Origin of the sequence: Blautia sp. An249 (assembly GCF_002159835.1) — a bacterium.
Classification (GTDB): Bacteria; Bacillota; Clostridia; order Lachnospirales; family Lachnospiraceae; genus Blautia_A; species Blautia_A avistercoris.
The window spans coordinates 49,941-67,319 of the sequence record NZ_NFJL01000012.1; the positions used below are offsets into that span (position 1 = coordinate 49,941).

16 protein-coding genes are annotated in these 17,379 nt (G+C 46.1%); 3 read left to right on the forward strand and 13 right to left on the reverse strand.

Translation table 11 applies throughout. The annotated features are described in order from the left end of the window. Positions 1-69: 69 nt before the first annotated feature. Entirely contained in the window at positions 70-1,614 is a 1,545-nt protein-coding gene (locus B5F53_RS12175; protein WP_087223795.1) for an ASKHA domain-containing protein, read from the forward strand. Here B5F53_RS12175 and B5F53_RS12180 read toward each other — a convergent pair. From B5F53_RS12180 to B5F53_RS12225, 10 genes are all read right to left on the reverse strand, one after another. Continuing rightward, complete coding sequence (locus B5F53_RS12180; RefSeq protein WP_087223797.1) at positions 1,611-2,834, reverse strand: amidohydrolase; 1,224 nt, start codon at positions 2,832-2,834, stop codon at positions 1,611-1,613. The two genes, B5F53_RS12175 and B5F53_RS12180, sit on opposite strands and share 4 nt — an antisense overlap. Before the next feature lie 12 nt (positions 2,835-2,846). Then, positions 2,847-4,886 (reverse strand): ferrous iron transport protein B, encoded by a 2,040-nt coding sequence (gene feoB, locus B5F53_RS12185; protein ID WP_087223799.1) that lies wholly within the window; start codon positions 4,884-4,886, stop codon positions 2,847-2,849. Beyond that, complete coding sequence (locus B5F53_RS12190) at positions 4,883-5,107, reverse strand: FeoA family protein (RefSeq protein ID WP_087223801.1); 225 nt, start codon at positions 5,105-5,107, stop codon at positions 4,883-4,885. The genes feoB and B5F53_RS12190 overlap by 4 nt, the downstream gene beginning before the upstream one ends. A gap of 94 nt (positions 5,108-5,201) precedes the next feature. After that, positions 5,202-5,837 carry an endonuclease III domain-containing protein gene (locus tag B5F53_RS12195; protein WP_087223803.1) on the reverse strand — a complete coding sequence of 212 codons (636 nt, stop codon included), beginning with the start codon at positions 5,835-5,837 and terminating at the stop codon, positions 5,202-5,204. A gap of 131 nt (positions 5,838-5,968) precedes the next feature. Continuing rightward, entirely contained in the window at positions 5,969-6,799 is an 831-nt protein-coding gene (locus B5F53_RS12200; protein ID WP_087223805.1) for a Cof-type HAD-IIB family hydrolase, read from the reverse strand. 15 nt (positions 6,800-6,814) lie between these two features. Further along, positions 6,815-7,141, reverse strand: coding sequence for a cupin domain-containing protein (locus B5F53_RS12205; RefSeq protein ID WP_087223807.1), 327 nt, complete (start codon positions 7,139-7,141; stop codon positions 6,815-6,817). Positions 7,142-7,155: 14 nt separating this feature from the next. Continuing rightward, positions 7,156-8,499, reverse strand: a complete 1,344-nt coding sequence (locus B5F53_RS12210; protein ID WP_087223809.1) for an APC family permease — start codon at positions 8,497-8,499, stop codon at positions 7,156-7,158. Between the two features lie 15 nt (positions 8,500-8,514). Beyond that, the gene (locus B5F53_RS12215; protein ID WP_087223924.1) at positions 8,515-10,032 is read right to left on the reverse strand and encodes a xylulokinase; all 1,518 of its coding nucleotides are present in this window, start codon (positions 10,030-10,032) and stop codon (positions 8,515-8,517) included. 258 nt (positions 10,033-10,290) lie between these two features. Then, positions 10,291-11,091, reverse strand: coding sequence for an HpcH/HpaI aldolase family protein (locus B5F53_RS12220; protein WP_087223811.1), 801 nt, complete (start codon positions 11,089-11,091; stop codon positions 10,291-10,293). A 28-nt stretch (positions 11,092-11,119) separates the two neighbouring features. Continuing rightward, complete coding sequence (locus B5F53_RS12225) at positions 11,120-12,190, reverse strand: Ldh family oxidoreductase (protein ID WP_087223813.1); 1,071 nt, start codon at positions 12,188-12,190, stop codon at positions 11,120-11,122. Positions 12,191-12,376: 186 nt separating this feature from the next. Here B5F53_RS12225 and B5F53_RS12230 point away from each other — a divergent pair, with 186 nt between their 5' ends. Then, the gene (locus tag B5F53_RS12230; RefSeq protein WP_087223815.1) at positions 12,377-13,219 is read left to right on the forward strand and encodes an AraC family transcriptional regulator; all 843 of its coding nucleotides are present in this window, start codon (positions 12,377-12,379) and stop codon (positions 13,217-13,219) included. A gap of 265 nt (positions 13,220-13,484) precedes the next feature. Here the strand turns inward: B5F53_RS12230 and B5F53_RS20715 are convergent, their stop codons facing one another. The 3 genes from B5F53_RS20715 to B5F53_RS12245 form a co-directional block, all read right to left on the reverse strand. Next, the gene (locus B5F53_RS20715) at positions 13,485-13,709 is read right to left on the reverse strand and encodes a hypothetical protein (protein WP_162610602.1); all 225 of its coding nucleotides are present in this window, start codon (positions 13,707-13,709) and stop codon (positions 13,485-13,487) included. A 173-nt stretch (positions 13,710-13,882) separates the two neighbouring features. Further along, positions 13,883-15,220: an MFS transporter gene (locus tag B5F53_RS12240; RefSeq protein WP_087223817.1), complete on the reverse strand. Its 1,338-nt coding sequence runs from the start codon at positions 15,218-15,220 to the stop codon at positions 13,883-13,885. 21 nt (positions 15,221-15,241) lie between these two features. Beyond that, entirely contained in the window at positions 15,242-16,018 is a 777-nt protein-coding gene (locus tag B5F53_RS12245; protein WP_087223819.1) for an SDR family oxidoreductase, read from the reverse strand. 208 nt (positions 16,019-16,226) lie between these two features. On the opposite strand from B5F53_RS12245, the gene B5F53_RS12250 reads away from it, so the two are divergent. Then, the gene (locus B5F53_RS12250; protein ID WP_087223821.1) at positions 16,227-17,363 is read left to right on the forward strand and encodes an ROK family transcriptional regulator; all 1,137 of its coding nucleotides are present in this window, start codon (positions 16,227-16,229) and stop codon (positions 17,361-17,363) included. Positions 17,364-17,379 lie beyond the last annotated feature (16 nt).

The window sequence follows — 17,379 nt, forward strand, 5'->3', positions numbered from 1 at the left end:
AAAGAATGTTTCACAAATTTATTTGTGTTATACTATATACCAAATACTCCAATGGAAAGGTGAGCAGTCATGACGCGATTTTGTGAAAAACTTCATTTACAGCTTACGCCTCCTTCCGCGGATGATACCTTATCCGATCAGGAGCGGATTCAGCAGGCATTACAGGCGACCCACGGACGGGTCTTTCTTTCTCTTTCGGTTCTTCAGAGTCTCTCTCCTTTATGTGCAGAATGTAACTGGAATCTGACCGTTACTTTAGTTGAGACTTATCAGGGGTGGCATCTGACAAAAGTCCAACCCTATGATACCACATCTTCCCTGTACGGGCTGGCGGTGGATTTGGGTTCTACCACAGTTGCCATGGAACTGGTAAATCTGAATACAGGTAAAGTCGAAGCTTCTGCCCGGGGAGAAAATAAACAGGTGCCCTATGGGGACGATATTTTAACCCGCATCATCTATGGAAAAGAAGACCCACAACGCCTTCAGAATCTTCAGAAAGCCGCCGTCTCTTCCATTGAAAAACTTCTGGACGAAATTACACGACTCTCCGGTATCCCGGCAAAAGAAAGCGCCGCCATGATTATCTCCGGCAATACCACCATGATTCATTTTCTCCTGAATCTGAATCCCTGGCCAATTTTTATGGAACCCAATGCTCCTGTTACCTGTGATCCCGGTTATTTTTACGGCAAGGAGCTGGGGATGGACTTTCCCGGAATTATTTATCTGGTTCCGGCCATTGCCAATTACCTGGGTGGAGATATTACCAGCGGACTTCTTACTACGGATTTTTATAAAAAAGATCAGTTGTCCGTGTTTTTTGATATTGGCACCAACGGGGAACTGGTTTTAGGCAACTCTCAGTTTCTTCTGGCAGGAGCAGGAGCCGCAGGTCCGGCTCTGGAGGGTGGCATCAGTCAATACGGAATGCGGGCGGCTGACGGTGCCATTGATTCTGTCTCCATACACAAAGAAACCCTTTCCTTTACCACCATCGGAAAGGAAAAGCCCCGGGGAATCTGTGGCTCCGGCATTATTGATTTAATGGCGCAGATGAGAATAAACGGCTGGATAGACATTACCGGCACGTTAAATCCCAACGCTTCCCCTCGCATTGTCTTTGACCCGGAGTCAGAAGAATACGTGGTTGTCTACGCCCTGCCCGGGGAATCTCAGTCCGGGAAAGCCCTTTTCTTTTCCCAGACCGATATTCTCCAGTATCTGGATACGAAAGCGGCTGCCCACACCATGGTGGACTGCCTGCTGGAAGCTGCCGGTATCGAAGAAGACCAGATACAGAACTATTATACAGCAGGCGCATTCGGTACCTATGCCAATCTGGAATCCGCCATTACGGTAGGTATCTTTCCGGATTTGCCCCGTAAGCGCTTCCACTGCCTTTCCAACAGTTCTCTGGCCGGTGCCCGGCTCCTTCTGCTGGATAAATCAAAGCAAAAAGAAATCGCATATCTGAGAAAAACCATTTACTATCTCCAGTTTGCCTCACAGAGCGACTTCCTGGTAAAAATGCAGGCTGCAAAATTTATCCCCCATACGGATACCACGCGCTACCCTACAGTAATGGAAAAATTAAAAGAAAGCCCGTCCTAATCCGGACGGGTTTTCGAAAGAAGGGCTGTTGTTGTTTCTGAAAATACAAGCATTCCCTTTTTTAATATTTCTTCATTAAAATCAAAATCGGGCTGGTGAAGAGCTGCCCTGGTCTCTGTGGCAAGCAGCATGAATACTGCCTGACCTCCGTGTTCCTGTACCCGTTTCATAAGATGGGCCACATCTTCACTGGCAGGAAAAGAAATCCCTGTTTTCCGGGAGGGAATCACCGGACTTTCCGGAGTGCCAAAGAGTTTCCGAATCCTTTCTGCCAGCTGCAAATCACTGTGAATGGACGGCGCGCTTCCGGTTGTTTCAATCTCAACCCTGGTATTATGCATCATAGCGCAGGCTTTTAAAATCCGTAAGGCATACTCTTCCATATACTGATTCAGTTCCGAAGTTTCTCCCCGGACTTCCAGCTCCAGCTTTCCCTGATCGGCAATTACATTTCTGCCTGTTCCCCCGTTTATGGTTCCCACATTAATAAAGGTTGCTCCCCGGCTGTTTCTGGGGATGGCCTGAAGGTTCAGAAGGGCAGATGCCAGAGATAAATTTACGTTATCCCCCTCCTGAGGCATGGAGCCATGAGCGGTTCTTCCATGGAAAACAGCATTCAGCTTGGTGGTAGCCAGAGAACCTTCCACTGCCGGAAGGAAATCAGCCTCTTCTCCCTTTAGAATTTCCCGACTGTAAATATGAGCTGCCAGAAAATAATCGGTGTTGTCCAGAATCCCGCTGTCTGCCATGGCTTTCGCTCCCCGGCATCCTTCCTCCGCCGGCTGGAACAAAAGCTGAATGGTTCCGGAAAGCTTTCCGCGCATCCGGGATAAAAGGATTCCTGTCCCGATTCCAATGGCTGTATGTCCGTCGTGTCCGCAGGCATGCATCCATCCTTCCCGGCGGGAGCAAAAACCCTCTTTCACAGGGATATGACTTTCTTTCTCACATTCAGAAACCGGCAGGGCATCCATATCAAACCGCATAGCAATCACCGGTCCCGGTCCGCAGTAAAGACTTGCCAGCACCCCGGTAAAGCTGCCCACTGCCTCTTTCCCCGTTTTTATGATATATCCGTGGGCTTTTAGTATCTGCTGCACCATCCGGGAGGTTTCCCATTCTTCAAATCCAGGTTCCGGATTTTCGTGCAGTTTTCTGCGGATGCGAACGACTTCCGGAAAAAGCTCCGAAGCCAGCGCGTCTAATTCTTCCATTCTCATACGGTCCTCCTGTCAGAACAGACATCCTATCTGATACACCGCAAAGGTTATAATCCATGCAGTTGCCAGCTGGAACAGGGCGGAAAATCCCATCCATTTCCAGCTTCCCGACTCTTTCTTTACCGTTGCAAGGGTGGCTGCACAGGGGATGTACAGCAGACAAAACAGCATCAGACAGTAGGCGTTTAAAGGCTCGAATCCCATACTTCCCAGGACACCGGCCAGAGACTGCATGCCGTCTGTGGAAGTCAGATTGGAAATTCCGAAAAGGACTGCGCAGCTTGAAACAACCACTTCCTTCGCGGAAATTCCCGCAAGCAGCGCCACATCCAACTGCCAGAAGCCAAGTCCGATAGGAGTAAAAAACGGCACCAGCCATTTGCCCAATACGGCTCCGAAGCTTTCTGACATGTTAATGGTATATCCATGGGGACCCAGATTCAGCAGAACCCACATTAAAATAGATGCCAGGAAAATTGTGGTGCCGGCCTTTGTCAGATAATCTTTTACTTTTTCCCATACATAAACCGCCACCGTTCTCCCGCTTGGCACCTTGTACTCCGGCAGTTCAATTAATAAATAATTGACGCTTTTCTTCTTATCAATGCCATGGAGAACTGCCGCCACACCTATGGCCACCAGAAGTCCGATCAGATACATGGAATATGCCGCCAGCATCGCCTGTTTCTCAAAGAACATTCCCGCAAACAGAATATAAATGGGAAGTCTGGCGCTGCAGCTCATAAAGGGAGTTACCAGCATCACTTTATAACGGTCTCTCTCATTTTCCAGCGCTCTGGAAGCCATAATCGCCGGAACCGTACAGCCAAAGCCCAGAATCATAGGGATAAAGGCACGGCCTGAAAGTCCCAGCTTACTCATAATTCCTTCCATAACGTAAGCCACACGGGCCATATAGCCACTGTCTTCCAGAAAAGCCAGGGCCAGAAACAGAATAAAGATGTTGGGAAGGAAGGTCAGAATTCCTCCCACTCCGGCAACGACTCCATCCAGAAGCAGGGACTGCACCAGAGGACTGACTCCCATCCGTTCCAGCCAGGTTTCGGCAAAAGCAGAGACCCCTTCGATTCCCATCTCAAAATATCCTTTCAGCCAGTCGCCCACCGTAAACGTCAGAAAGAAAACCAGGGCCATAACCAGCAAAAATACGGGAATCCCCCAGAAACGATGGGTTAAGACCCTGTCTACTTTCTCCGTAAAGACATCCTGACGCGCCTTATTAATCAATACCTCATCAATGATTTCCTGAATAAAATCATATTTTTCATTAATAATATCCGATTCATAATTCCGATCCAGAACACCCGGCATATCTACCGGATATTTCTCACAGATTTCTTTGTCCTGTTCCAGCAGTTTGAGCGCCAGCCAGCGATAATTACTGTGTCCCGGATACTTTTCTTCCAGCTTATCCATGATCAAATCGATCTTATCTTCCAGTTTATCACTGTAAACCATGGCATATTCCTGATGATGGTTGTGCCTGTGGAGAGACTGGTATGTATGCTGATGAATCAGTTGGTCCTGGCGCGGCCGGTCTTTGTGGTGCGCCGCCGCGTGAAGCAGAATATCCAGTCCGGTCCTCTTTCTTGCAGATACGGGAATTACCGGAATTCCCAGCATCTCCGGCAGACGGTGGGTATCGATTTCCATTCCCCGTTTCTCCACAATATCCATCATATTCAGAGCCAGAATCACCGGCTTGCCCAGTTCCAGAAGCTGCAGTGTCAGATACAGGTTTCTCTCCAGGGAAGAAGCATCTGCCACATCAATAATCACATCCACCTCGTCGCTTAGAATGAAATTTCTGGAAACCTGTTCTTCCATGGTATAGGATGTCAGGCTGTATGTCCCCGGTAAGTCCACAAGGCGGATATTTAAATTATGGGCGCGGATTGCTCCTTCTACTTTTTCCACCGTAACTCCCGGCCAGTTGGCCACCTTTAAATTGGCGCCTGTATAAGCGTTAAATAACGTGGTTTTCCCACAGTTTGGATTTCCGATAAATCCAATGGTTAAATCCTCTTTCATGATGCTGTCTTCACCTCTATGTTCTTCGTAATATTTCTTCCCATTGCAAAACGCGTGCCCCGCACTTTTACAATCAGGACTCCCTGGTTTTTACTATTTAAAACAGAAACTGTAGTTCCTCTGGTCATTCCCAGAGCTTCCAGATGTTTTTCCATAGGCACCGGAAGCTGAATACTCTGAACCTGATAGCGTCCTCCAATCTCTCCTTCACTTAGTCTCATTCCCGTCCCTCCCCTGATTTTTCTTTCCTGTAAAATTTAACTATATCTTTTCTCCCGGAAAAAGTCAATTGGTGTCTCTTTCTGCAGTCTGTGTCTAAACTCCGTTTTTCTGACAGATATCGGCAAGACAGCATTTGTTACAAAAGGGCTTTGTTCTGGCCGTACAGACATCTCTTCCATGATACACCAGTCTGTGGCAGAAATCACTGCCTTCCTCAGGCGGTATAAGCTTCCACAGAGCCATTTCCACCTTTTTCGGTTCTTTTATCTGATCCACCAATCCGATTCGGTTTACCAGACGGATGCAGTGGGTATCCGTCACAATGGCCGGTTTTCCAAATACATCTCCCATAATCAGGTTAGCGCTTTTCCTTCCCACGCCCGGAAGTTTTAAAAGAGCCTGAAAATCCTCCGGCACCTTTCCATTGTATTCATCCCTGAGAATTTTCATGCAGGCGTTAATGTCTCTGGCCTTACTCTTTCCCAGGCCGCAGGGACGGACAATTTCCTCAATCTCTTCCGGTGACGCCTCCGCCAGGGCATTGACGTCCGGATATTTGGCATACAAATCTTCCACCACTACGTTTACTCTGGCGTCGGTACACTGGGCCGCCAGCCGCACGCTCACCAGAAGTTTCCATGCATTATCATAATCCAGGGTGCATCCTGCATCCGGATATTCTTTCTTTAAACGCGTAATGACGTCCAAAGCCAGTTCCTCTTTTGTCATATTCTCCTCCTTTGGCCCACAAACGGACTTTTTCTTATGGATCAAAACAACGCCGGTAAAAAGACTTTCTCTCTTTTTACCGACGTCTTTATTATAACAGACCTGCACGTTTCTGTACAATCAGGAAATTCTCATCCCCACTCTTTTTCCAGAAATGCGGCTACCCCGTCTTCATCACAACCACCGATCACCTGATTGGCTCTCTCTTTAATTTCTTTCAGAGCGTTTTTGGGGGCATAACTTCTGTCTGCAATCTCCATCATAGAAAGGTCGTTCAGATTATCTCCGAATACCACCAGTTCCTGGCTATTGGTCATCTCCTTTAGTTTCTCAAGAGCATTTTTCTTGCTGGCTTTATGGCTGAAAATTTCCAGACAGTACCTGCCATTATAAATATTCAGATAGAAAGAATAACGGATACCTTCTATTTTATCCAGTTCTCTGCACAAAAGTTCCAGTTTTTCTTTCTCTCCTGAATAAGCAATATAAGCCGTCCTTTTTTCCGGAAGGATTTCTTTTATCTCTTTCACTCGTCTGATTTCTGCACATCTTTCCAGGGCCTGCCGACTGTAATACTGGGTCTGTTCTTCCATCTTTTGTTTCTCATAATAGATAGATATCCCTGTTTCATCATAAGTGTAGACGAAACAGGACAATCCGTGTCGGTGAAAGACCTCTGTCACCTGTACGGCTCCCTCTTCGGTCATTTCTTCCGCGGAAATAATTTTTCCTTTCTGAAAATCATAGAGAAAAACGCCATTGGTTAAAATCCCAGGAATATTCATATGAATATTTTCCAGACGGTAGTCACAGCCATAGGGCATCCGGGCTGTGGCCACTGCAAACCTCATACCTTTTTCAATACACCGGTTCAGTACCTCTGCCGTGTACCCGGTTATCTCTTTTTTCTTATTCAACAGCGTACCGTCCAGATCCGATACATAAAGTGTTTTTTCTTTCATCTTTTCATCCTCTTTTTACACTCTGGGTGCACAGCTCCACGCCACTACGGCAGTCTCTGTGCCGATGTTGGAGATTTGATGCGGTTCTCCTTCTTCTATAAGAAGGACACTTCCTTCTTTCAGCTCATAATACTTCCCGCTGTCTCTGTTAAACACCGCCACATGACCTCTGCTGCAAAAGAAGATTTCGTGACCCTCCGAGTGTCCCGGATCGGTGCCACCCGTCTGTCCGGGAAGCAGTGTGGAAGTACCAAAGGTGATTTTTTCTGTTGCAAGATACTCTCTGCATACCTCCGGACCGTCCATAAAAAACTTTGCATCTTTCGGTCGGATTACCTTCATATCAATTCCTCCTCTTATTCCTCTTCCTCCAGATATTCTCTTTCCGGCTGTATTGGTTTTGGGTTTACGCATCCCATCTTAAAACGGATGATACAAAACGCAGCCAGTACAACAGCTACAATGCTGTTCACAGCCAGGCTGATCGGTGTCAGACTGATGACGGCTGCTGCCAGAAGTACCAGTCTGACAAGGCTTGCAATTATCATCAGAACATGGAACTTCCACATCTCCATATGGAAGGTAGATTTCTTCCACAGTTCGGGATACTTCCGGGGCATCATCCACATGGCGAAATACTGACAGATGCCGGCCAGGTTGGTAAACAGCATAACGTTTGCCGTAATAAAGGTAATGTCCCAGTTAAAAATAACAGGAAGAATAATAATCAGAACTACAAATGTTGCGGAAACCCAGGGCATTCCCTTCTTGTTTGTTTTTCCGAATACTTTGGGAATCCAGCCCTCCTCTGCCGCAGGTGCGATCATAAGGGAGTAGGCCGACTGGTTCCCGTTTAAAGTGGTAGCCAGAGCCATCATCGGCGCACAGATAATAAAAACGTAGAACAGCCAGTTGGGAAAGATGAGTTTCGCCACATCCCCCAGGGTATTTCCGGCGAAGGTTTCCAGATCCACGCCGCCTACTCCGGCGAGAGTTACCAGTCCGTAAATTGCCATAATAATCGGCAGGGTGATAAACATCGCCTTGGGAACGCTCTTCTTAGGATTGCGTGCATATCTGGAAAAGGAAAGACTTGCCCAGTAAGACTGGGTGGAAAATGTAAGCATATTAACTGCCACAATAAATCCTTTCCATCCATGAGTCATAAACTGCGGGCCTGTAAAATTCACCGCTTCCGGGTTCAGATTCATCAGCCCGAAAATCGTAAAGATTCCCAGCCCTGCAAACAGAATATACACCATATACTTTTGTACACCGGCAATCACGTCGATTCCCCGCACGTTGCACAGCCAGAATAACAGTGCCATAATCACGGCAATGATTCGGTCATTAGCAGATGGAATCATGGTCTGAATATACATTCCGATTCCAAGAGCCACCGATGCCTGCCCCATAATCTCCGGAATCGTTCCCATTAAATATAATCCCCCGAATACAGGATGTCCGAAATACGAATTCAGAGAAAACATTCCGCCGTCTAAAACAGAAGTCCCTGCTGCCAGAACCTGTGGCCAGCTTCCGATAAATCCCAGTATAGTTGCCACAATAAAGGCCAGCCATACTGCATATCCTGTTTCTTCTGCAGCAGCTCCGGTAAGTACCATAATTCCGGATCCCACCATATTTCCAACCGTAATCCACACCAGAGAAGATGTGGTAAGTAATCCTTTGCTTTTCACCTTTTGTTTACCTCCTCAGACTGATTCTTCAAAACACCCCTCCAAATCCCGGAACAGTTTCTGGTACATCTGGTACCCCTGCTGATAGATTTCTGCATTTTCCGGATCTGGTTCTGTTCTTCTCTTTATATCCACCATACTTTCTACTGCCTGATAAATATCTTCAAAAACCCCCGTCCCTTTGCCTGCCAGGATTGCGGCTCCCAGAGAAGCAGCCTCCACAGATGTGACCGTTTCCAGAGGAATCTGACATATATCCGCCTTAATCTGGTTCCATATCTGACTTTTCGATCCGCCTCCCAGGCTCCGGATTTCCTTTACCTGAATTCCCATGTCTGCCAAAGAGTCTATGTTTCGTTTTACTATATAACCCAGAGATTCCATAACCGAACGCATAAAGTGCGCTCTGGTATGCTGCAGGGTAAATCCGAACCAGACGCCCTTGGCCCTGGCATTTACATCCGGAGCGTTCGAGCCTGCCAGATGGGGGAGCATGATAAGCCCGTCGCTTCCCGGAGGAATCTGCCCGGCCTCTTTACTGATCATATTGTAAGCGTCTTCAATTCCCAACTTTTGTGCCTGCATTTCTACCGGACAGAACTTGTCCCGGAACCATCGAAGAGTCATCCCGCCGTTGGTAAACGTATGAATCATATAGGTATCTGCTACAGCAAAATAGTGCAGAGGCATTTTCCGATTGGGATCCCACACCGGCCTGGATACAGGTGCACAGATGGCAAGGGCCGCTCCAATGGTCTCTGAGAAAAAACCCTCCCTGCAGTTGCCAGCGCCGATTGCCCCGGCCGCCTGATCCAGAGCCCCTGTGCAGACGGTCAGATTTACCGGAAGTCCCAGCTCCTCTGCCGTTTCTTTCTTTATCGTTCCTACCGCCTCTCCTGATTCATAGACCGGGGCCAGCTGAGATTCGGAAATCCCTATGTAATCCAGCATCTCTTTCCAGTAACGTTTTTCTCTGATGTCCCAGTAAGTGGAAGAACACACCAGAGAGCCTTCCGTGGCATAAAGACCGGTCAGCCGGTAAATAAAATAATCTTCAATCAGTAAAAATTTCCTGGTCTTTTGAAATACCTCCGGTTCGTGATTTTTCACCCACAGAATCTTTGAGGCCGGCCAGCAGGGCTCGAAGCTTACCTGCCCGGTTACTTTATAACAAGTTTCATCCCCAAACTTCTCCTTTAACTGTCTGGCCTCTTCCTGCGCCCGGTTATCCATCCAGACAATGGCGTTTCGCAGTAGCTTTCCTTTTTCATCCAGGAAGAAGAGAGTCTCTCCCTGGGCAGAAATTGCCAGAGCGGCCTCGTCTTCTCTGTCAAAAGGATATTTCTCATTTAAATCTTTTACTGCATTTTTCAGAGCATTCCAGTATACCTCTCCCGTCTCTTCCACATAATTAACCTGAGGTGTCAGCAGGGCATATTCCTGGGTGGATACTGCCAGCAGTTTCCCGCTGGTATCAAAAACGGCAGCTTTTAATGCAGTGGTTCCAATATCCAGTCCAATTAATCGTTTCATTGTTTCCTCCATTCTTGTTCCTTCTGAAACAGAAATTTCTCAGTACTCGGCCGATCTCTTCTTTTCTCTCTCACTTTCTGAATTCATTTTAACATTCCCTGCTTTTAAGAACCATTCACATTCTTGTAGTATTTATTTCTTATTTTGTCTTTTGAAATTCATTTTTCTTTACATAAAAAAGACAGCGCAAAATCCGCCTTTGGTTTTTGCACCATCTCTTTTTATTTCTACATTTCTTATTTTGTTCTTTCGGAACTCTTAGGCCATTTCCATTGCAGATTTTCTCATAGATCCGCCCACATTTGTCCAGTATTCTTTCAGAATGTCAAATTCATCGCCGATACAGAAATGTTTCACACCCATTTCTTTATATTTCTCAGCGTCTTCCGCATGATAAATTTCCACCCGGGGCTGAACACCGTGAGCCAGAGCAACCTCAATACAGTGTTTCTCTGCTGCGGCCACCTCTTCTTTATGTTCGCAGGTATTCCAGCCCAGACTCATGCAGTAGTCCGAGGGGCCGAACTGAATCATATCCACACCGGGAACAGAACAGATTTCTTCAATATTGTCTACGGCCTCTTTCTTCTCAATCATGAACGCTTTTACTGCGCTTGCATTCATCGCCGCATATTCCATCTGTTTCGGTTCCGGATTGTATCCCAGCCAACGGGCATTAGGATAGCCGAAACGTCCGCCGTACTGAGGCGCTTCCGGAGACACTGCCTTTAAGGTTTCTTTTACCTGTTCTGCATTCTGGTGATCGGTAAATAACACAGCCTGAAATCCCATGGCAATGGCTTTCTGCGCTACGAAGAAACGGTTCTGATAATCTACTTTGATCATAGAACCGCATCCGTGCAGTTCACAGGCTCTTACGAAATTTTCCAGTTCCGGCAGTGTATAGGGGGCATATTCTGCCAGAAATTCAAAATAATCAAAATTTCCGGTTGTGGCGGCCGCTTCTACAGTAGTGCCCCAGGTACTCCAGATACGGGTATTTACTGTGGGTTTTCCTTCCTTCAATAATTTGCGGATTTTGTTTTCCATCGTTACCATTTTTCTTTCCTCCTCCGTTTTTCGCCTTTTACTGACGATCTGTTTTTACTTCTTTCAGGAAACTTCCGTCTGCACCCAGTTCCCTGCCGATTTTTATTAAATCATCCACTAGTGTTTCCGGAAGCACTACCCCTTCTTCCAGATTCTTCTGTTTACTGGTATACTCAATTTCTCCCGGATATTTGGCGTCTCCTGCTCCTTCTTTCATTGGAAGCTGATGAAGACGATCCATGTAGGTCTGAGCGCTTTTCTGAAATTCTTCCAGATCCCGGAATGCGGAAATGTTGATACATCCAAAACACTGACTTGCCAGTTCCGGCACATCCGCAAGATCCTGATTATTAATATCCGGTGACAATACTCCCCCGGATAACAGGGTGGCAAACAGCTCCACAATCAGAGCAATCCCAAAGCCTTTGTGACCTGCCATAGGCGTCATCATATAGCAGTCTTCCAGTTTTGTCGTATCATTTCCATTTTTGTCCAACATCCATCCGCCCGGAATCGCTTTTCCCCGTTTCTCAAAATCTTTGCATTTTCCGAAGGCCACGCCGCTGGTTGCCATATCCACACAGAACTCCGGGTATTTCTCCCCGGCCTTAAAGGCTACCGCGAAAGGATTGTTGCCCATAAACGGTTCTTTGCATCCCGGAGGTCCCATGGTTAAATCGGTGGTAGAACACGCGAAACCGATCATGTCCTCTCCCGCCAGTTTTAAGGCCCAGTGAGCGCCCATGCCAAAGTGATTGCTGTTACGGACAACTACCATACTCATCAGATTCTTTTGGGCTTTCTCTCTGGCGATGGCCACGCCTTTTTCTCCCGCTAAGGCCCCGAGACCGCCCTGTGCATCTATTATTGCGGTATTTGCCGTTTCCTTTACCACCGGATACGTACTCGTCCTGGAAGCTCCTCCCTGTCTGATTTTCTCCACATAGGGAACTGTGCGGAGAACTCCGTGACTGCGTACATTACGAAGATCTGCGTGTATCAGCAGTCCGGCCACTGCGGCAGCGTCATTTTCTTCCAGTCCTGCTGCCCGAAAGATTTCTTCTGTATAAGCTGCCAGTTTCTTTGAATCAACCTGATAATTCTGCATCTTATCTGTCTCCTTCACTTAGAATTCCTTTTGTCTTTTGATGGTTCTATTGTAGCTCTCTTCTTCTCATTCCGCCATACATAATCTTGCCAATGACATTTCTTATTTTGTCCTGCTCTTTTTCTTTCCTTGACGTTTCACCCCGGTTTTATTACAATAAACCCATGAACGAAAGGAGGGGCCTCCATGAGCCATGCATTGTTTTTATCTCAGGCTTCCGTCTATCAGGACGACTATAGCTGCATTTTAAGAAATCCTCAAAACGAATTCGACTACGGCCTGCATTATCATGATTTTTATGAATGTGTCATTTATCTGGGCAACGCAGGCGCCTTCCGGATTGAAGACGGGGAATATCTGGTGAAGCGGGGAGATATTGTGTTGATTGATATGTTCAAACCCCATATGCTTGCCCACAGCAAAAACTGCTTTTATGAGCGTTTCAGCCTGTCCATCAATTTAAGCCTGCTGATTTCTTTCAGTACTTCCCATTCTAATTTATTGGATGTTTTTCATAACTGTAATGATCGCCATCCTATTTACCATCTGGATGAAAACCAACTGCAGAAATATCTGTTTTTGCTTGATAAATATAAAGAAATCAATCTGGAAAAAGGGAAAGATATTCTGGAGAAGGCGCTGATACACCAGCTTCTTGCCTATATATACAGCGACTGTTATTCCGGTTCCCACGTGGATGAGAAGGAGTCTCAGCACGCAGAAACCATTGTTCAGCTTCTCCAGTACATAAACCGGCATCTCAGCGAAGAAATTACTCTGGAACAGCTTGCCGCCCAGGTCAATTACAGCGAATTTTACGTAAGCCGCCTGTTCAAAAAAATATCCGGCAAGACTCTGACCAGCTATATTCAGGAAAAACGTATTGAGGAAGCCTCCTGTCTGATCCGAAGCGGCCTGCCGATCCATCAGGCAGCCGAACAGGTGGGATTTAATAATTACAGTTACTTTTATAAAACTTTTAAAAAGATTATAGGCTGCAGTCCCGCCGACTACGCCGGAAGCTTTTAAAGAGTACTCTCCTGCATACAAAAGGAGCCATACCTGTTTCAGGGTATCGCTCCTTTTGTATTTTAAGGATTATATAATATCATGTGCAGGACAGCGGTCTTTGTCCCTGTATTTCTCTTGCATGGAAAATATGGAAATCCAGTTCTGATTTTGAGACAGAAGAAAAAACGGCCTCTTTTTTCGCCGGAATGGTTCTGCAGTTTATGAACCCCAAAATTTATATTTATGCGATTACCGCCATGTCTCTGTACATATTACCCGTATTTCATTCAACTGTCTCTCTTATTGGATTTACACTTATCCTTACTGTCATCGGCGCCTCAGGGTCTTTCGTATGGGCCTTATTCGGATCTGCCTTCTGCAGATTTTTTGCCAGGCATACAAAAGCCGTCAACCTCCTTATGGCTTTCCTGCTGGTGTATTGTGCAGCTGCCTTATTTTTGTAAAAAAGAGGACAAGTCCTCTTCAACTCCCTATTTCCCTCACTCATGAGGGACTTGTACTCTTTGCGCGCCAGATGCAGGCTGCCGCAGGCAGTCAAATTCCATATGCATCTGGTCGCATCCACAGCGGAGCGATTTTTATGTAATAGGAAATCCGACGGAATTTCCTATTACATAAAAAAGAATCCTGCTCGCAGGATTCTCCGCCTGCGGCATAAAATTAAGCTGCTTTTTCCATTTTCGCTCTTCTTGCTTCCAGTTCCTGGGTCATCTCTGCGCGGATACCGTCCAGTTTATAGAAATACGTCAGAACCGCAATCAGAATACAAAGTACAACAGGTATCCAGATAAAACAAATCTCTATGTAAGACAGCGCTTTTTCGGTCTGCACTGCATTTGCCACATAACCGCCGTTTTTCAGAAATTCTCCGATAATAAAGCTGGTCAGTCCCATGCCGCCTTTTACAAAGAATCCCTGAAAAGCCGCTATCAGACCTGCTACACTGGCATTCTTCTTGTATTCCGAATAATCAATGACATCCGGCTGCATAGCGAAAGTCAGTCCGAAAATGCCGTAAATTCCAAGTCCCGTAATCACCAGTCCGGCCAGGAGACAGAAGGCAGAATTTTTTCCTGCAAAAATCAGCAGATCTCCTGCTATGTATAAGGCCACACTGAAAAACATCAGGTTTCTCTTACTGAATTTCTTCTCCAGGGCCGGCAGTAACAGAAGCATGGGAAGTCCCGATAAAATCCCCAGAATTCCAACCAGAGACAGCCAGTCTGTCCTGCCCAGGTTATATTTAAAGTAATAAATTACCGTTGTGCTTCTCACCACATATAAAGAGAAGTAAAACAGATTCAGAAGGAACAGAATCCAAGCCTGTCCGGTCAGTCCCTTAAAATCTTTCCTGAGAGAAGAATGTTTCTGAGTGACCGTTGGCGGAACCACTTCTTTGGTACTGGCAAAGGTAAGAAAGAAAATAAACATGGCTGCTATTCCGTAGATGGTCATGGTGACCAGATACCCTCTCGCCTCGTTTCCCCTGCCGAAAAACTCCACCAGCGGAGCGGTTATAGACATTACAATAGCCGTCCCTGCCATGGCGCAGACCATTCTTGTGGATACCAGAATGTCTCTCTCATGAACATCCGAGGTCAGTCTGGGAACAATGGTATTCAGCGGAATATTCACAACCGTATAGGCTGTGCAGAGCAGACAGTAAGTCACATAGGCCCAGATTAATTTTCCACTGCTTCCCAAATCCGGGATAAAAAAGGTCATAAACGTAAAGACGGCAAAGGGCACCGCACCCAGCAGGAAATATGGCCTTCCCTGTCCCCATTTAGTATGGGTCCTGTCTACTATCAGCCCCATTCCCGTATCGGTCAGGGCGTCAATAAATTTTGTAACCAGCATCATGGTTCCGGCTGCCGCCGCTGTGATTCCAAATACGTCTGTGTAAAAAACCATCAGATAAGAGGCCATTGTGCTGAAAACCAGGTTGCAGCCCAAATCTCCGATTCCATACCCAATACGTTTTCCCCATCTTTTCATAAGATTCTCCTTTCCCCGGTTTTAGAAACAGGTAAATGCCCCGTCAATGACAAAGTCTGACCCTGTGGTAAAGCTACTGGTATCTCCGGCCAGATAAACACAGATTGACTGCAGTTCTTCCGGTTTTCCCATTCTTCCCATCGGCGCCATCTCATTCCATTTCTCAATCAGCGGAACCAGTGTGGGAGAATTTAAGGTTAATTCCGTTCCAATATATCCCGGGCTGATGCTGTTCACCCGCACGCCCCGTTTCGCCCATTCAATGGCCAGGGATTTGGTCAGCTGAATGACGCCTGCCTTCGAAGCGTTATAAGCACACTGGGGCTGAGGTACGTTTACAATATGGGCGGACATAGAAGCCGTATTAATAATGGAACCGCCGCCATGCTCCAGCATGTATTTTCCTGCTGCAATATCGGTCAGGAAAATCCCGTTCAGGTTAATGTTAATTACTTTATTCCACTGTTCGTAAGTCATCTCTTCTGCCGGCGCATTGATGCAGATACCTGCGTTATTGTGGCAGAAATCCAGACCGCCCAGCTCTTCTGTCACCTGATTTACCATCGCGTCTACCTGTTCTTTACTGGTACAGTCTGTTTTTATGGCAATTATCTTTCTTCCGGTTTCCTCTGCCAGTTCTTTCGCTGTTTTTACTGCTTCCTCATAATCCAGATCTACAATCGCCACGTCTGCGCCTGCCTGGGCGAAGGCTGTAGCTGTACTCTTTCCGATTCCCCTTGCAGCTCCTGTTACGAATCCTTTTTTTCCATCCAATCTCATTTTTTCCATGATACCCATTTCAGCATCCTCCTTTTATAAATTAATTTTGTAAAATGATTTATCAAATTTAATTTTATAATAATAGCAGACCTGGTTTTCGTCAATCCGCAATAATATCCAATGATTTTCTTTAAATTTTATACAATTTTCACAGTACCCTCTGTCTCTTCTTCTGTGCTATAATATATTTTTGTAAAGTCATTTTACAAATTAAGGACGGATATTTATGAAAAAAAGTATTACTCCCAATCAGATTAAGCAGAATAACTACAGTCTGATTTATCACTATATTTATAAAAACAGGAATGTCTCTCAGCAGGACATCTCTTATAACCTCCGTCTGAGCCGCCCCACCGTCACTGCAAATCTTACAAAGATGGAAAACGACGGACTGATTCAGAAAAGCGGCCAGATCGATACGGAGTTTGTGGGAAGAAAGGCTTCTGCCTATTCCATTGTCCCTGATTTTCGTGTTGGAATTGGGGTTGAAATTCTGAAAAAAGAAGTGAAAATAATCGCGGTCAATTTATATGGAGAAAAAATCGACCGCCTTGCATTTGATTTTGATTATGAAGAAACGGAATCTTACTTCCGGACAGTATGCCATAAAATTCTGGAGTTTAAGGAACGTCTCGGCCTGTCAGAGGAACATATTCTGGGAATCGGCTTTGCTATGCAGGCGCTGGTTTCTCCGGATCGGAAGACGATTGTCTATGGCAAAATTCTCTCCTGCACCGGGTTATCCATTTCCCGTTTTACAAAATACCTGCCTTACCCCTGTTCTTTTATTCATGACGCCCAAAGCGCGGCGGTAGCTGAATTGTGGATTTCTCCGGAGCTGAAAAATGCTTTCTATCTTTCCATCAGCAAGCATCTGGGCGCCGCTGTCATTACCAACGGAGAATTCCTGACCGGAAAACACGGACACAGCTCCACCATTGAGCACATTCAGATGGAGCCCCGGGGGAAGCTTTGTTACTGCGGAAAACACGGCTGCATTGAAACCCTATGTTCTCTGACCGCACTTCTGGAAGAGAAAGAAACCCCCGACGAATTCTTCCTTTATCTTCGTCAGGGGAATCTTATTTATAAAAAACGATGGGAGCATTTCCTTACCAACCTGGCCAGATCAGTAAATATGCTCCACCTGGTTTATGACACAGATTTCATACTCGGAGGCTACCTGGCTTCCTACTTATGTCAGGAAGATCTGGATTTCCTTTACGAGAAAATCCGGCAGATTACTCCTTTTGAGGAAGCAGATGATTTTCTGCGTATCAGCAAAATGCCAAAACATAATATAACCATCGGCTCTGCACTGCCTTATATTCAAAAATTTCTGAACACGCTGGCAGAGTCCTGATGTTCCGGGGCTTGGC

Coding starts and splice junctions, on each gene's coding strand:
- B5F53_RS12180 (WP_087223797.1), bottom strand. CDS start 2,834: ATGAGAATGGAAGAATTAGACGCGCTGGCTTCGGAGCTTTTTCCGGAA.
- B5F53_RS20715 (WP_162610602.1), bottom strand. CDS start 13,709: ATGAGTGAGGGAAATAGGGAGTTGAAGAGGACTTGTCCTCTTTTTTAC.
- B5F53_RS12220 (WP_087223811.1), bottom strand. CDS start 11,091: ATGGTAACGATGGAAAACAAAATCCGCAAATTATTGAAGGAAGGAAAA.
- B5F53_RS12190 (WP_087223801.1), bottom strand. CDS start 5,107: ATGAGACTAAGTGAAGGAGAGATTGGAGGACGCTATCAGGTTCAGAGT.
- B5F53_RS12205 (WP_087223807.1), bottom strand. CDS start 7,141: ATGAAGGTAATCCGACCGAAAGATGCAAAGTTTTTTATGGACGGTCCG.
- B5F53_RS12225 (WP_087223813.1), bottom strand. CDS start 12,190: ATGCAGAATTATCAGGTTGATTCAAAGAAACTGGCAGCTTATACAGAA.
- B5F53_RS12215 (WP_087223924.1), bottom strand. CDS start 10,032: ATGAAACGATTAATTGGACTGGATATTGGAACCACTGCATTAAAAGCT.
- B5F53_RS12245 (WP_087223819.1), bottom strand. CDS start 16,018: ATGGGTATCATGGAAAAAATGAGATTGGATGGAAAAAAAGGATTCGTA.
- feoB (WP_087223799.1), bottom strand. CDS start 4,886: ATGAAAGAGGATTTAACCATTGGATTTATCGGAAATCCAAACTGTGGG.
- B5F53_RS12240 (WP_087223817.1), bottom strand. CDS start 15,220: ATGAAAAGATGGGGAAAACGTATTGGGTATGGAATCGGAGATTTGGGC.
- B5F53_RS12250 (WP_087223821.1), top strand. CDS start 16,227: ATGAAAAAAAGTATTACTCCCAATCAGATTAAGCAGAATAACTACAGT.
- B5F53_RS12230 (WP_087223815.1), top strand. CDS start 12,377: ATGAGCCATGCATTGTTTTTATCTCAGGCTTCCGTCTATCAGGACGAC.
- B5F53_RS12175 (WP_087223795.1), top strand. CDS start 70: ATGACGCGATTTTGTGAAAAACTTCATTTACAGCTTACGCCTCCTTCC.
- B5F53_RS12200 (WP_087223805.1), bottom strand. CDS start 6,799: ATGAAAGAAAAAACACTTTATGTATCGGATCTGGACGGTACGCTGTTG.
- B5F53_RS12195 (WP_087223803.1), bottom strand. CDS start 5,837: ATGACAAAAGAGGAACTGGCTTTGGACGTCATTACGCGTTTAAAGAAA.